Source organism: Spartinivicinus marinus (assembly GCF_026309355.1).
GTDB lineage: Bacteria > Pseudomonadota > Gammaproteobacteria > Pseudomonadales > Zooshikellaceae > Spartinivicinus > Spartinivicinus marinus.
The window spans coordinates 1,359,370-1,374,701 of record NZ_JAPJZK010000001.1; the positions used below are offsets into that span (position 1 = coordinate 1,359,370).

The 15,332-nt window shown below is 39.8% G+C and carries 11 protein-coding genes; 3 read left to right on the top strand and 8 right to left on the bottom strand.

Translation table 11 applies throughout. The features are described from left to right. Nucleotides 1-103: 103 nt before the first annotated feature. The 7 genes from OQE68_RS06350 to OQE68_RS06380 form a co-directional block, all read right to left on the bottom strand. Nucleotides 104-1,027, bottom strand: a complete 924-nt coding sequence (locus OQE68_RS06350; protein ID WP_180570656.1) for an ROK family protein — start codon at nt 1,025-1,027, stop codon at nt 104-106. A gap of 34 nt (nt 1,028-1,061) precedes the next feature. After that, nucleotides 1,062-2,216 (bottom strand): N-acetylglucosamine-6-phosphate deacetylase, encoded by a 1,155-nt coding sequence (gene nagA / locus OQE68_RS06355; protein WP_180570657.1) that lies wholly within the window; start codon nt 2,214-2,216, stop codon nt 1,062-1,064. Continuing rightward, nucleotides 2,209-3,021 carry a glucosamine-6-phosphate deaminase gene (gene nagB / locus OQE68_RS06360; protein ID WP_180570658.1) on the bottom strand — a complete coding sequence of 271 codons (813 nt, stop codon included), beginning with the start codon at nt 3,019-3,021 and terminating at the stop codon, nt 2,209-2,211. The genes nagA and nagB overlap by 8 nt, the downstream gene beginning before the upstream one ends. Before the next feature lie 44 nt (nt 3,022-3,065). Continuing rightward, nucleotides 3,066-4,223 (bottom strand): ABC transporter ATP-binding protein, encoded by a 1,158-nt coding sequence (locus tag OQE68_RS06365; protein WP_180570659.1) that lies wholly within the window; start codon nt 4,221-4,223, stop codon nt 3,066-3,068. A gap of 57 nt (nt 4,224-4,280) precedes the next feature. After that, on the bottom strand, nt 4,281-5,042 hold the full coding sequence (locus tag OQE68_RS06370) for a carbohydrate ABC transporter permease (RefSeq protein WP_255491029.1): 762 nt from the start codon (nt 5,040-5,042) through the stop codon (nt 4,281-4,283). A 255-nt stretch (nt 5,043-5,297) separates the two neighbouring features. Continuing rightward, nucleotides 5,298-6,221 (bottom strand): carbohydrate ABC transporter permease, encoded by a 924-nt coding sequence (locus OQE68_RS06375; protein ID WP_180570661.1) that lies wholly within the window; start codon nt 6,219-6,221, stop codon nt 5,298-5,300. A 9-nt stretch (nt 6,222-6,230) separates the two neighbouring features. Next, nucleotides 6,231-7,514 carry an ABC transporter substrate-binding protein gene (locus OQE68_RS06380; protein WP_180570662.1) on the bottom strand — a complete coding sequence of 428 codons (1,284 nt, stop codon included), beginning with the start codon at nt 7,512-7,514 and terminating at the stop codon, nt 6,231-6,233. Nucleotides 7,515-7,770: 256 nt separating this feature from the next. Between OQE68_RS06380 and OQE68_RS06385 the strand changes: the two genes are divergently transcribed. The 3 genes from OQE68_RS06385 to OQE68_RS06395 all read left to right on the top strand — a co-directional run bounded on the left by OQE68_RS06385 (nt 7,771) and on the right by OQE68_RS06395 (nt 12,056). After that, nucleotides 7,771-8,511, top strand: coding sequence for a GntR family transcriptional regulator (locus OQE68_RS06385; RefSeq protein ID WP_180570663.1), 741 nt, complete (start codon nt 7,771-7,773; stop codon nt 8,509-8,511). Nucleotides 8,512-9,028: 517 nt separating this feature from the next. Next, nucleotides 9,029-11,095, top strand: a complete 2,067-nt coding sequence (locus OQE68_RS06390) for a hypothetical protein (protein ID WP_180570664.1) — start codon at nt 9,029-9,031, stop codon at nt 11,093-11,095. Further along, the gene (locus OQE68_RS06395; RefSeq protein ID WP_180570665.1) at nt 11,061-12,056 is read left to right on the top strand and encodes a hypothetical protein; all 996 of its coding nucleotides are present in this window, start codon (nt 11,061-11,063) and stop codon (nt 12,054-12,056) included. The genes OQE68_RS06390 and OQE68_RS06395 overlap by 35 nt, the downstream gene beginning before the upstream one ends. 139 nt (nt 12,057-12,195) lie before the next feature. On the opposite strand, the gene OQE68_RS06400 is transcribed toward OQE68_RS06395, so the two are convergent. After that, nucleotides 12,196-15,201: a GH92 family glycosyl hydrolase gene (locus OQE68_RS06400; protein ID WP_180570666.1), complete on the bottom strand. Its 3,006-nt coding sequence runs from the start codon at nt 15,199-15,201 to the stop codon at nt 12,196-12,198. Nucleotides 15,202-15,332 lie beyond the last annotated feature (131 nt).

Here is a 15,332-nt window from a genome sequence, read left to right on the forward strand (position 1 = left end):
TTTGTAAGACAGATAGTAGGCATAAGCAATCGCTATCGACAGCTAGTGCAGTATGTAGCGAAATGATGCAGCACTAGTCTAATTTCAGCTTAGCAGTCAGCAATTACACTGCAAGTGACTCAAGCCTGCTGCCCAAATAGGCAGCGCCCCTGACACCACTATCGGCTCCAAACTGGCTTGCTTGTAATTGAGTGGAAGGGTTACTGACTAAGGTATACTTTTGCCAGCTTTCAATAACGGCGGGATAAAATTCAGCTACTTGTGATAAGCCTCCACCTAAAATGATCGTATCTGGATCGATAAAATTAATGAGCATTGCCAAGCTGGCAGCTAAACACTCAATATAACAATCAATTACCTGAGCAGCCGCTGAGTCGCCCTGTCGCCAAGCAGCAATGATTGCTTCTGCTGATAACGTTTGACCGGTAAAAAAACTGGTTAAATTTTGTAAGCCTGAGCCTGAAATGTAGGTGTCAATACACCCTATACGTCCACAATTACAGTTTAGTTCTGGTAAATTAAACTGTTTAACAGCAGCAGAGCAACCAAGTAATGGCAATGGCTGGTGGCCCCACTCACCTGTCAGTCCATGCTTACCCTCAATTAAGTTGCCATTAACAATTAGGCTTCCCCCTACTCCAGTGCCTAAAATCACAGCAAAAATCGTTTTATTATGTTCAGGGGCTATTGCTACTGCCTCCGCCATTCCAAAACAGTTAGCGTCATTGGTCAGCACTAAGGGTCGCTTCAGTCGTAACTGCAACTGATGTTTAAATGGCTGCTGGTTAACTGCCGGGGCATTGGCGGCATACCAAAGCTTACCATCTGTACAACCTGGCGCACCAACCCCAACTGTTCCCCTTTGACCATATTGAGAGTCGTGCTGACTAACCAGGTTTTCAATTAAACCCAACAAATCAGCAAACCTGTCTGGTGTAGCTAAACGCTGATAAGCAATTTGATGAAATTGTTGATCAAATACCGCAAAACTTATTTTGGTACCACCAATATCAAACCCGTAGTGCATTAATTAATATTCCATCAAAAAATCATATATTCATTTATTTCGCCGTGCTTGGAAAGATCACCCCATCACTCACCGTAGCTAATACATCTACTGCTTTATCAAGCACTGTCACGCAAGCACGAAAGCCAGGCTTTAATTTACCTAATTGCTTTTCTTGTTTAATAGCGGCTGCTGGATAGAAAGAAGCCATCCGCAACGCCTCATCCAACGGTAAGTCTGTCATCTGAAGTATATTCTTTACAGCCTGATTCATACCCAAGTGAGCTCCAGCTAAGACTCCTTGTTGGTTTACACAACGCCCATCGCTGACTTCAATTCGCTCACCGTCCAACATAAACCAATGATAATCTTCAGCACCTACGGTCGCCATTGCATCCGTCACTAAAAATACTTTACCGGGCGGCTTGCACTTAATGGCCAACTGCATGTTGGCAGGGTGAATATGATAACCATCAGCAATAATATCCACCCATACCTGATCATTGGTTAATGCGGCACCCACCAAACCAGGCTCTCGAGTTGTCATAGGCGACATGGCATTATAAAGATGGGTAACACCCGTTATGCCTGCATTAAAACCCGCATTTGCTTGTTGCTCTGTTGCATTAGAGTGCCCAGCAAACAAAATAAACCCTTCAGTAATCAACTGCTTAATAACCAATTCATCAGTCAGTTCAGGGGCCAATGTCATTAACATAGTACCACGGGTTAATTTTGGTAGCTGACTGACAACACCTGTAGCTAATTGACACATTAAACCAGGTTGATGCGCACCTTTTCGTTGGGGGTTTAGAAATGGCCCTTCTAAGTGAATGCCTAGGATACCCGGCATATTGAGTGTAATCGCTTCATTGACTACGGCGACGGCCTCTTTCATTAACTCCCAAGGAGCTGTAATTAATGTGGGGAGCATCATGGTAGTGCCATGCTGGCAGTGCGCTACCATCATTTTCTCTAAAGCCTCCAGGGTGGGCTCATTATTAAATAGTACCCCACCACCACCATTCACTTGCAAGTCAACAAACCCTGGTGCCATAATCCCTTCATAAGTAAAGCGAGCTAGTTCAGTGGGCAGTTTAGCGATAGGCAATACAGCTTTTATTTTGGTATCCGCTATCCAGAGCGCATAATCTTCATACCATTGTTCACCATCAAATAATTGAGGAGATATTAAGGCATATTCACCCATAACTTTTTGTGCAACCCTCTCCTGATTGAGTGAAAAGGGTATCACAGGCCTGTTTAGCAAATTGGTAATAGTCTTGCATTATGAGTTCACTAGCAGCTTGTTGATCTAAAACAATGGTCGCATATTGGTGTAGCTGCAAACAAGATGCAGGACACATTGCGCACACAGGCCCCTCAATCATAGCTTTCACAGCTTGTGCCTTATTAGTTCCAGTCGCTAACAACAATACTTGCCTGGCTTGCATAATGGTTTTAATGCCCATGGTAATGGCATGGGTTGGCTGATATTCCCCTAAGCCAAAAAAACGTTGGTTATCTGCTTTGGTAGCATTGGTAAGTGCTTTCACTCGAGTAATGGAGTTTAAGCTGGATGTCGGTTCATTAAAACCAATATGACCATTTCGGCCAATACCTAGCAACTGTAAATCAATCCCCCCTTTTTCATGGATCAGTTGTTCATAGCGGATTGCTTCTTGCTGCACATCAACTGCATCGCCATGGGGAATATGAGTATTGCCAGGGTCAATATCGATAAAATCAAATAACTGGGTCTTCATATAGTAATGATAGCTTTGGCTATGGCTGGCCGAAACCCCAACATACTCATCTAAATTGAATGTTGTTATTTGAGAAAATGATATGTGTTGCTGCTGATAGTATTTAATCAACTCTTTATATAAGGCAAGTGGCGTACTTCCTGTTGCCAAACCCAATACAGCTGCAGGTTTTGTTTTAATTAATGATTCGCATACATCAGCCCCATAACAGGCCACCTGTTTAGCTGTTGGTAGAATTATGACTTCCATTAGCGGTCCATCAGGAAAATATTATTGGCTAAATATTTTTTCTTTCAAGCAATTTGAGCAGGTTCATCCTTTGCTGCTATGCCTTTTTTAACGGAAATGGTCTGTTTGAGCTGTTCTTGCGCTGGCGTTTTTAATGAGCGTCCATTTTCAGCAAACAAATGAGAACGCGATAAATTTAAAATTAACCCTATAGACTGACCTACAAAACAAGGCTGATCAGCAGTCACTCGCACAACCATATTATAATCATGAGATAAACTAACATAAATATAACTATCACTCCCAAGTGACTCTTTCATGATTATCTTTCCAACCATCGCAGCGTTGTTATGGTCGGTTGTCACTTCTATATCCTCCGGTCTGATTCCTAATTTTACTTTTGTTGCTGTTGTATTTGGTTGCCAAGGCCAATTTATCGATTTGAATAAACCTGATGAAAGTGTTATTTGCTGACCGCTAGTCGATAGCTCAGCGGGTAATAAATTTATTTTCGGCGAACCAATAAATTCTGCAACAAACTGATTGTCAGGGTGATGATATAAAGTAAGTGGATCGCCTACTTGCTCTATTTTTCCTTCATTTAGCACTACAATTCGATCAGCAAGGGTCATCGCCTCTACCTGATCATGGGTAACATAAATCATCGTTGATGATAGCTGACGATGAAGTTTTGCAAGCTCCAGTCGCACTTCAGTACGTAGTGCAGCATCCAAATTAGAAAGTGGCTCATCTAATAAAAACACTTTTGGTTTTCGCACCATTGCCCGCCCAATAGCCACTCGTTGCCGCTGACCGCCAGACAGCTCTGCAGGTTTTCGTTTTAAATATTGCTCCAGCCTTAATACTTTAGCAGCATCATCAACTCGTTGTTGTATATCAAGCTTACTTAATTTTGCTTGCTTTAATGCAAGCGCCATATTATTAAAAACGGTTAAGTGAGGATATAGCGCATAGGTTTGAAATACCATACCGATGCCTCGTTTAGCTGGTGGCAAATGACTGACATCTTTATTATCAATAAGAATGCTGCCTGTAGTCTGTTGCTCTAAGCCCGCAATCATTCTTAATAAGGTAGACTTACCACAGCCTGAAGGCCCAACAAAAGCAACAAATTCGCCTTCATCAATGGTAAGCTCAATATTGTCCATTACAGAAATACGGTTGTAAGCTTTACTAATATTTTTCAGCCGAATAGTAGACATTATTTAACCTTTATTTATCCCCCTCTCCCTCTAGAAGAGGACTGGGGTGAAACTATTTTACTTTACTGCTCCCGAAGTTATTCCCCTAATTAACTGCTTTGAAAAAATAATATACAGTATCAGTACTGGCACCAATGCTAAGCTCAACGCAGATAAAACCGCATTCCAATTTGTTACAAACTGCCCTATAAACTGTTGGGTACCGAGTGTTACCGTTTTAACTTCATCACCAGGAGCTAAAATAAGTGGAAACCATAAATCATTCCAAATAGGTATCATGGTAAATACGGCTACAGTGGCTAAAGCAGGTCTGATTAACGGTAATACTATACGGAAAAAAATTGCATATTCACTTAAACCATCAACACGAGCAGCATCTTTTAAATCAGACGATAGTTGCCTCATAAACTCCGTCAAAATAAATACAGATAAGGGCAACCCTTGCGCAATATAAACACAAATCAAAGCAAAGAGTGTATTCTCTATACCCACATCAACAACAAAATCTAAAATACCAACAGTACCTAAACGGATAGGGATCATTATACCAACAGCTAAATAAAGCCCAAGTAAAGCACTACCTTTAAACTTGTACTCAGCTAACGCATAAGCCGCCATAGCGCCTAACAGTAATACAAAGAATAATGCTAATACAGTAACAGTAATACTATTCGAAAAATAACCAAAGAAATCCCCTTGTTCTAATACTGTTTGATAACCCACTAACGAAAAACTTTCAGGGGTAGGCAATAACATTGGCTCTGTGAAAATGTACTTTTTTGTTTTAAATGAATTGATAATCACCAATACTAAAGGCATGATACAAATCAATGTATACGTTATAAGTATCAAATGAACAGACAAATGACTTGTAAGCTTGTTACCCTTATTCATTAACATTAGCTCTTTATTCAGGATGCTTTTTTTATAATTTTTTCTTACTGCCCAACTATTGTTTTTAGTACCTTATCCTGTTACTCCATATCGGACACTAGATTTTTTTTCAATACTCTTGTGCGACACCCTCCAAGTAGAGAAGGAATTAAGTCGTGTAGCTTTTAAAGTACTCTATATCTATAATTCGTATCGTGTCAGCTTTCGCTGAACAAAAAACAAGTAAAGACAAACTCCACATAAAATAATAAAAAACATCGTTGAAGCAATAGTTGCCCCCATTGCTGGGCTACCTAACTGCAGTTGATGCCCAAAAAAAGTACGGTATAAGAAGGTACCTAAGATGTCTGTTGAATAGTCTGGTCCCGCAAGGGCTCCTTGAGAAACATAAATAAGATCGAATGCATTAAAGTTACCTACAAAGGTTAAAATGGTCACAATACCTAATGTTGGTAAAATCAATGGTAATTTGATCTTCCAGAAGATAGTCCAAGCATTTAAGCCATCACAACGCGCAGCTTCAATAATTTCATCAGGTATGCTTAACAAAGCAGCATAAATTAGCATCATGGGAATACCAACAAATTGCCACACTGATACCAATGCTATTGTTGTAAGCGCTGAGTTCTCAAGCCCTAACCAGGGAGCATACCAGCTGCCTAAACCAATAACAGATAACAACCCCTCTGACACTCCCCATAATGGGCTTAACACCAGTTTCCATATAAACCCTACTAACACAAAAGATAACAAGGCTGGTAAAAAAATAGCCGTACGATAAAAGCTACGTCCTGGCAACCAACGAATACTCAGCAAAGCCGCTATCATTAAACCTATAGGATTTTGCACCAGCATATGTATGAGGAAAAAATAGCCATTGTTTGCAAAGGCATTCCAAAACTGTTCTGACCAGGTAGCATCAAAAAATAGCTGAAAGTAGTTAGCTAAGCCAACAAACTGTATTTCTTCCTGACTTTTTATCTGAAAGAAACTCAGCTTTAAGCTCTCTACCAGTGGATAAATCATAAACAAGCTATAAATAACCAATGCAGGAGCAATAAAAAAAGGAATATGCCAACGCTTGTTTAATTGATTGCTCAACATGCTAATTCCCTATTGCATCTTTTCTTCAGCTTTAGCTAATTTTGGTTTATACCAATTATCTAGTCCTTTTTGTAGTTTCTTTGCTGCCTCTCTAGGTTGCTCTGTTTTATTAAGTATATTAGCGCTTACTGACCACAACTGGGTTTCGAGGTTAGGCGTACCTCTCGATAAAATTTGATAAGAGTTTCTAATTGTTGAGCGGCACTTATTTCTCCAGCCAATAAATGTTTTAGCAAGAGGATTGTTTAACAAAATCTGGTGGTTTGATAAGCTAAAAAAACCAGGTAGTGCATTTGAGTAAAGTTCTGCAAACTCCTTACTACCCAACCAGTTTATAAACACTTTTGCTGTTTTTATATGTTTGCTTTTACTATTAATCCCTATCCCTATATCAGTGTGATCACTGATATAGCAAACATCGCCTTTACTCTGCACTGGTGGTTTAAATGCACCTAACTCAAAGTCTACTTCTTTACTAAAGAAACCAATTTCCCATGAACCTGCAGGATAAATAGCTGCTCGCCCTAAACTAAATTGTGTTTGGCTATCTGAATAAGTTTGAGCTTGATAGCCTTTCGCTAAATATGGCTGCCACTTACTTAAAGCAGTTAATGCATTTACATAGGGGGCATCTGAAAACTTTTGAGTACCATTAATCAACGCATTTCTGCCAGCCTCACCCAACCAATAGTTAGGTCCAATATTCTGCAACCCCATTGTGGCAGCTTCCCATTGATCTGCTGTTCCCATTGCTAACGGAATGTAGTCGCCTTGGGCTTTTATTTTTTCTAATGTTGCAAGAAACTCAGCTTCTGTTGTAGGTTCTTGTAGTTTCAGTTCATTAAAAACCTGCTTATTATAAATAAAACCATGAATAACCGACGCAATAGGTATGCAAAAGGTATCCTTACCATCATCCGTTTGCCAGGCCAGCTTAGCTATCGTTGAAAAGTTAGTCAGTGTAGACACATCGTCTAATTTAACTAGTTTGCCTTTCTGGTATAAACGTAGGCTTGTATCAAATGGCCTACAAGTGATTAAATCACCAGCAGTATCCGACTCAAGCCGTGCATTTAGTGCAGCATTGTATTCGGCAGGAGATGTAGGTGAAAACTTAAGCTTGATATTAGGGTGTTTTTTTTCAAATGCAGGTATAATCTGCTGCTGCCAGATGGCTCGATCATCTGACCGCCAGCTCTCAATTGTTAATGTGGTGGCTGCTGTGCAAGTAAAGGGGAAGATGGTACCTAAGCAAAACAATGACCTAAGGGTATCTTTAATTGTAGTTTTCATGAAGGTCCCTTATTATAGTTATACTAATATACGACGTTAGTTTTATGTTATTATTATACTGCTTTTGCTTACTTTAGTTTTATTCGCAGATTTTCTATTGGTATGCTTCAATTGAGACTATTTTTATTTAACATACTATATTGTTAAAAGTATCTGCCAGATATTACCAATGTCAACAAAAAAAATACCTATTTCACCCTGGTACCTTATTGGTATTTTATTTTGTCGCTTTATTACAATCTTGTGAGAAATTACCATGACTGTATCGCTACAGGAAATTCAACTTAATACAGATAATAGCACCCCTCTGTATCGGCAGCTTTATCAACAAATTCGTGAGTTAGTTGAAAAAGGCAAATGGCCGGCTGAAACAGCTCTACCGCCAGAAAGAGACCTTGCAACCAACCTGGGGATTTCTCGCATTACTGTCAGGAAAGCAATGGCGGCCCTGGCAAACGACCGTTTGATCTACAAACGTCAAGGCGCGGGAAGCTTTGTAAGAGGTATGATTCACGGTAGCTACGGTGTACTCAGTAACTTTTCTGATGATATGCGCTCGAAAGGGCTAACACCTTCTTCTACCACACTTGAAGCAGATACCTTGATGGCTTCTCCAGAAATTGCCCTCACGTTAGGGCTTACCCCTGGTAGCATGGTTTCTAAATTGGTAAGGCTGCGGTTTGGAGATGATGAACCGTTTGCTTATGAGGAGACTATTGTTCCCCAGCAATTGCTTGATGACCCAAAAGCCCTGGATGGCTCTTTATATAACTATTTGCGTGAAAATGGTCATGAGCCAGTTAGGGGGTTACAGAGAATACGTGCCATTGCTGTCAATGATACTATTGCGCAACACCTTAAAATTGAGCCTGGTCTGCCAATATTTTTTATTACACGAACCGCTTTTAATAACCAAGGTACACCCGTAGAGTTTACAAAGTCATACTATCGCGCCGATGTTTTTGACTTTGTTGCAGAGTTAAAAGGGTTCAACTAGTTTTTCTAATGAAGAGCACCTTTTGAATTTTAAAAACCAATTGGTGCTCTAAAATGATATAGCCTTTCTAATACATAGCCCCTCTAATACAAAGTATTTACTTAAGGAAAACAGAGTAAATAGCCATTATCGATTGGACTTAAATATTTACCTTATTTTAGACTGGCTGAATACTTCGGTTCACTCTTCTTTAGCACCGGCAATAATTCACAAAATATTTTTTACCTACTTCTCATACTATAATCAAAGTATTAGGTCTTCTCTGTTGATAACGGATAGGTAAAATGCCACTTTGCTACTTCTGATTTATTACTTTGCCTATAAATTTGCATGTTACTAATAGGTAGTGTTAAGGAAACCTGTGAAAAATCAGATTCCTTTCACAGATCAACCAAAAAGGGTCAATAACCCGCCCTGCTTTTGCCGTACAATTCTACCTGATTAGTGATGTGTTCTTGTTTACAGGATACCTCTCTAGATACCACGGAATTAATTGATGTCTTTTTAGGCTGTTGTAATGAAAAACGTGCAGTTTTGTCTCTTCACATTGTTACTTTTGCCCTTTTTCAGCTGTTATGCCAGCAGTGAAGAAGAGACAACCAGTAGTGAAACTGAGTCCACTACTTCAGCAAGCAACCAGTCCTCAGCTATAGAGCATATTAATAGCAAAGACTTTACTCTAAAGCGCCCGAATGACAACTGTCAGTTAAGATTACCTTACTTAAGATATAGTCCTGATGAACAGATTACACTGCAGTCCGAAAGTCTTTCTTGCCAAGACGGCTACTTAAGCGGGAAAGGTAAGGTAGCGCTGGTTGATGGTAAAGGAAATACCTTAGAAACCTTTCATGGTTTTTTTAAACGTGGTTTTGTATTTTTCAACAGTAAACTACAGTCTTTCCCAATCATTGCCCGCCGCAACCAGTTTGAAGAAGAGCAGCTTGTTGTAGAGCTTCCTCCTATCGTGACTGACAATGATGAAAACTTACCGGTTTACGCTATTTTGGCCCAATCTGAAAATCGCTGGAGCGTACTCAACCCAACACTTGTAGTAGTATCTACAGATGACACCATTAGCAAAAGGCAAATTCAAAAAATTGTTACAAACGCTAAGACAAGGGTGAAAGCACTCTCTGCAAGTGATCATTTTCAAATTTATCTAGTTACCAAATTAGCATTTAATCAACCCTTAGTTGAAAATGCCATTTACCAAGGGGCTATCAAACTCTCCAATGAACCAGGCAGTATTGAGCGCACTACTGAGAAGTGGTTTGCAGAAGAAGAGCAACGACTGAAAGATCAAGCTCATTATCGTCAACAACAGCTTTTCAACATTCCAGCCACACGTTACGAAGAAATTGAAACCGGTATTATTGATGCTGCCAGCCCAGACCTACTCTATTCAGCTGAGTGGGAAAATACGGGACCTGCTGGCTATCAGTTTCTTCCATTTGATGTTGCAGGCTGGCTTCCAGACTTAGATAACGAAGAGATAATTACCAGCAAGCAAGCCAAACAGTATACTCTTTATAATGTTGCTGAAACTTGCTCTATTAGTTTGCCAAAATTAAAGGGGCTTGCTGAACCTCAGGGCCCCATATCTGCTACCAATCTTCCTTGCCGTAATAACCAATTTTATGGTGGCGGCAGCCTGAAGTTAAACGATCAAAAAACGACCATCACTGGTTTCTTCTATCAAGGTATGCCATTTAGTGATGACCTGATTAACGGTTATCCTTTAGCCTATCGTTTCAATACTAAAAGCCAGGCAATGCTAGCAGTTTATATTGGCTCTACCCCTTGGCTAGCCACGCATTACTATGCACTGCTGGCATTTGACAAGCAGGCTTTGGTATTTAATACCACTCCAATCAAAGTAGCGGCAATTACTGAAGATGCCCGCTGGTATACCGACCCAACCTTAGAAGGTTTAATGGTTGAAGAAGCTGCACGCCTGATTGACCAGTTCAGTCAAGGGAAACTAAGTGAAATCAGCCTAATTGGCTATGGTTTGTTTCGTTTCCCAGTGCCTGAGCAAAACTTGCTTCATTATCAAACTCACTTGCAAAAAGAAGAAAACCAGTGGATTCAAGTTGCTAATAGCACTACTAACCATGTTGTCATTCGCTACCAGCAACAGCAAGTTCGCCTAACCAATATGCAAAAAGATTGGGGCATGTTGAAGCAAGCCAATTTTTACCAAAAAATAAACTACTTACATAAAGAGTTTTTGTTTGAAGATACCCCCATGGAACTTGCTGCTGCTTCATTAATTACAGGCAAACCCTGGGCTGGGTCTACGGTGGTTCATGTAAACAATTTGCAAGGGTTAGATGCCAGTACTGACTGGCCATACCCAATCAAACTCGAAAGCGGTGGGCATATTGACTCTGAAGGCTGGTATATCATCAAAGGTCGAGTCAGCGCAGAAGAGCTTGCTAACAGTTTACTACCAAAGCCCATTATTTCTGTTACTGAAGCCATTGCCTGTGAAGAAGACCAGTGCAACGAGTACAACAACATTATCAATCTTGTTCGGCAAAAATATAATGAACTTGAGTGGTCACCAAAGGAAAATCAATAACCTGTCAGTCTATATGCGCTACTTAAAAATTATCACTGTATTACTTATTCTTACTGGTGGGGTTTATGCTGGCTGGTCACTAATGCAGCACCGTGCTGAAGAGCAATTTAAATCCGCCCTTTATCAACAAGGCTTGTCAAAGTACATTCAGTATGAAGAATTATATTATGACCCTTGGGAAAAACAGCTACAGATATCGGGTGTTGAGTTAATCTTTCAAGCAAAACGCTCTTTTCTTGGCAAACGCCCTAAAGTAACGTTTAAGGCTGAAGAAGCAGTCACCAACTTAAATCAATTAGAAGCTGCAACTCTCAACCATGGCTATATTGAGCTAAAAGGCTTTAAACTGGATTTAGACAAACACGGTAAGCTTTACGCTGCTCTATTCGGAAAAGAAGCTATCATTGCCTTAGTTGGCATGGGCTATAAACAAATGGCCACCGATATACATATTAAATGGGAGTATGATCCATTTAATCAAACCTTTGCTTTTAAGGGAAATTTAACCAGTGAAGAGTTTGGGCACCTTAACTTAAGTATTAAGCTCAACTCGTTGGATAACTTGATTAAGCACATTGCAGGTTATCGAGGTAAAACCCAAAAGCTTCCAGCTGCCATCGAAAAACGACTTAATCATGGAGAGTTAGTTAGCTTCAAGCTGTCTTATGAAGATACCGGTATGGCTAAACGCTGGCTTACCTGGTATCCCTATGCAGAACCATTACCACCAGGTTACCAGTACTCATCTGTCATCCCTGACAGCTATTACTCGAAAATTGCCCGACAAATGAAGCAGTCAGGAGTTAGTGCCAAACTGGCTGACGCTAACGCAAAAAAAATAAAAGCCTTTATTCAAAAGCCGGATGAGCTCACTCTGGAAACAACAAACTCAGAGCCAGTTATTATTGATGTGAATAATTGGCATAGAACAATAGAAGAGTTGGGGTTAACCTTACGGTAATATAGTGTCCAATATGAAGTAACAAAATGTTCTTCCGCCGCTTTTGAAGAGCCATCCCTGGCTCATCAAAAGCTAAAAAGGCATCCATGCCTTAGCTACAAAACATCCTGTCACCCCATATCTATTAAAAAGAAACGCTTCATTCAACCAAGTCAAACACCACTTCATCAGCAAAAATAAAACTCGGTTTTCCAGCCCCTGGGTGCCAATCAGGGCAGTTGCCAATAATTTCTCCTGTTATACGGATATATTGAAACGCTTCTTCATCAGCAAGTTTTACCGTTGGGGTAAATACTTCTGCAGGCCTAAAACTACTTGGTGTTTCATAAGGTATATTTTTGACTTGTTTAAATGACTCACCATCAGTTGAAATAGCATAAGTGACATTTTTAGGCAAAAAAATCCAAGAGCGACTATCTTCTAAAAAACGAGTAGCTACTGTATTTACTTTTCGTAGTGCTTTTAAATCAACAGTTATATCAAAGTTTACATTATAAAACCCTTGCCAATTTGGGTGTCGAAAATTCGTACTACCGGTTTGAAAGTCTACTAAACTGATATCACCATTAGCAGGATAAGACGGAGTATATTCCGTATGATAAGTTACACCGAACTGATAAGGTATTTTTATATATTCTAAAGACTGCGTATAACTAGGCAAAAAACCTTCTTTTACTGCCAATGCTTTTAATACCGTTGTATCTGTAAACCTTAATGGCTGAGAATAAACTGGCGATTGCTGAGTAGGCTGCTCACCGTTTGTTGTATAATGTATTTTCACCCCTGGCTCTGTACTGTTAATTGCTACATTAACTGAGTTGTAAAAATTCTTACTGGGCGAGTTAAATAAAGGCACTGGTGTTAAAGGCTTGAGAGATTGATAATGCTTAGGACGATGGCCTATTGATGCACCAAATTCTGGATTTGGCTCTGCCGCCATATAAAACACCAACTCACCACCCGCAACAATATCCTCATGACGTATATAACTATAAGGATAATGGTTACCATTGAGTTCAACCCGATCTATATAAAAATTATCAGCTGTTAATCCTTTGGCTTTTACGGTAAAGGTCTTACCACTTTCCAATGGTAGGTTTACTTGATTGAAGCGGGGAGTACCCAGTACATAAATATCACTGCCGGGTGCAACCGGGTAAAAGCCTAGTGCACTAAAAATATACCAAGCGGACATTTGGCCACAGTCTTCATTGCCACTTAATCCATCCGGCTTAGTAGAATATAACTTTGTCAGTATTTGATTAACTTTTTCTTGTGTCTTCCAAGCAGCACCAGCAAAACTGTACAAATAAGTAATATGATGACTAGGTTCATTTCCATGAGCATACTGGCCAATTAACCCAGTAATATCCTTTCCTGGTATCTCTGATACTGTATTAAACATCTCATCTAACTTCGAGACAAATCGTTCATCGCCACCTAGCTTATCGATTAACAGTTGCACATAATGAGGTACAAAAAAATTGTATTGCCAGCCATTTGCCTCTGTGTAATGAACGGTAGGACGTTTAGGATCAAATGGCTCGATCCAGTTGGTGTACTGCTTTGGCCGTATAAAACCAATAGTGGGGTCATATAAGTTAATAAAAGCCTGTGCTCGCTTGCGGTATAATTGCCAGTCTTCCATATACCCCATTGATTTGGCCATTTGGGAAATTACCCAGTCATCAAAGGCATATTCCAAGGTAATTGATACTGACTCTCCTTCTTCTTCAGCCATAATATGTCCAAGCTCACGATACTGAGCCAAACCACGATAATCTCGATCCATCGCCGCTTTTATTGCTTGATAAGCCAGCTGGCTGTCAAACCCTTTAATACCTTTAATATAAGCATCTACAATCACAGGAATAGAGTGCTGACCAATCATTGTACCAGTCTCATGGCCGGCTAATTCCCATATAGGTAAATGGCCACCCTGCTGATACATAGTCAACATGGTATTAATAAAATCGGCTGTTCTTTGTTGGTCAATAAGAGTTAACAATGGGTGTTCTGCACGAAAGGTATCCCATAATGAAAAAACTGTATAATAGTTAAAATCCTTAGTTTTATGAATTTTTTTATCATGACCTTTATAACTACCATCTACATCATTAAAAACATTAGGTGCTAACATAGAGTGGTAGAGTGCTGTATAAAATATTTTTTTATTGGCAGGGTTTTCATTTTTACCTAACTGAATTCGCTTTAATTCATTCTCCCAGGTTAATTCAGCAGCTCGTTTGGCTCGATCAAAATCAAAATGAGGCATTTCAGCTATCAAGTTTTGCTCTGCCCCTGCTAAGCTGGTATGGGAAATTCCCACCTTAACTTTTACTTCCTCAGTTTTTTTAGCAAAAGAAAAATAGGCAACAATGCTTTTACCATTTATCTTGTTTACATTTTGTAGCAACGATCTACCTTGCCTGACTCCATATTGTTTGACTGGCTGAGAAAACTCCATTACAAAGTAAACTGTTTGATCCTGAGCCCAACCATTGGTTTTACGATAGCCTTTCACCTTGTAAGGACTGATTACTTCCAACTGTAAATCAATAATTTCATCAGAAACCACACCATGGCGTAAATCCAGGATAATATTTGCTTGCTTATCTACAGGATATTGATAGCGATGAACACCCACGCGATGAGTAGCCGTCAGCTCTGTATTAATATCGTAATCTAATAATTTTACTTGATAATAACCCGGTGACGCAGATTCCTGTTCATGTTCAAATCTTGACCGATACCCCGTTTCTGGCCGCTCTTCAGAACCCTGCTCTAATTGAACAACACCTGCCGTTGGCATCAATAGAATATCACCATAATCACCTACACCAGTGCCACTTAAGTGAGTGTGAGAAAAACCAATAATAGTGTTGTCTGTGTAGTGGTAGCCTGAACTAGCATCCCAGTTATTTTGTCGTGTATCTGGACTTAATTGCACCATACCATAAGGCATGGTTGCCCCAGGATAAGTATGACCATGTCCACCTGTACCAATAAATGGGTCCACCCAGTCAATTAAATAGTCTGCCCTCCTCTCCTCAGAGTGACTAATATTAATAGTACTTACACTCACTAATCCTGCTGTAAAAGCAAGTACGCCTACTAACTTATTTCGAAAATTTTTTTGCCTCATCCCTGTCATCATACCTTTTCTCTAATTTGAAGGAAGTCGTGAAAGTACTTCAAATTAAATCCCTTATCCCAAAGGGAGAGGGAGCTAAAAATGACTTTTTCGACATCCTTGTTATCAAAACTAATTATTAA

Bases quoted from the DNA above. Each gene is read 5' to 3' on its own strand.
- OQE68_RS06350 (WP_180570656.1), bottom strand. From the start codon at position 1,027: ATGCACTACGGGTTTGATATTGGTGGTACCAAAATAAGTTTTGCGGTA.
- nagA (WP_180570657.1), bottom strand. From the start codon at position 2,216: ATGGGTGAATATGCCTTAATATCTCCTCAATTATTTGATGGTGAACAA.
- nagB (WP_180570658.1), bottom strand. From the start codon at position 3,021: ATGGAAGTCATAATTCTACCAACAGCTAAACAGGTGGCCTGTTATGGG.
- OQE68_RS06365 (WP_180570659.1), bottom strand. From the start codon at position 4,223: ATGTCTACTATTCGGCTGAAAAATATTAGTAAAGCTTACAACCGTATT.
- OQE68_RS06370 (WP_255491029.1), bottom strand. From the start codon at position 5,042: ATGCCTTTAGTATTGGTGATTATCAATTCATTTAAAACAAAAAAGTAC.
- OQE68_RS06375 (WP_180570661.1), bottom strand. From the start codon at position 6,221: ATGTTGAGCAATCAATTAAACAAGCGTTGGCATATTCCTTTTTTTATT.
- OQE68_RS06380 (WP_180570662.1), bottom strand. From the start codon at position 7,514: ATGAAAACTACAATTAAAGATACCCTTAGGTCATTGTTTTGCTTAGGT.
- OQE68_RS06385 (WP_180570663.1), top strand. From the start codon at position 7,771: ATGACTGTATCGCTACAGGAAATTCAACTTAATACAGATAATAGCACC.
- OQE68_RS06390 (WP_180570664.1), top strand. From the start codon at position 9,029: ATGAAAAACGTGCAGTTTTGTCTCTTCACATTGTTACTTTTGCCCTTT.
- OQE68_RS06395 (WP_180570665.1), top strand. From the start codon at position 11,061: ATGAACTTGAGTGGTCACCAAAGGAAAATCAATAACCTGTCAGTCTAT.
- OQE68_RS06400 (WP_180570666.1), bottom strand. From the start codon at position 15,201: ATGAGGCAAAAAAATTTTCGAAATAAGTTAGTAGGCGTACTTGCTTTT.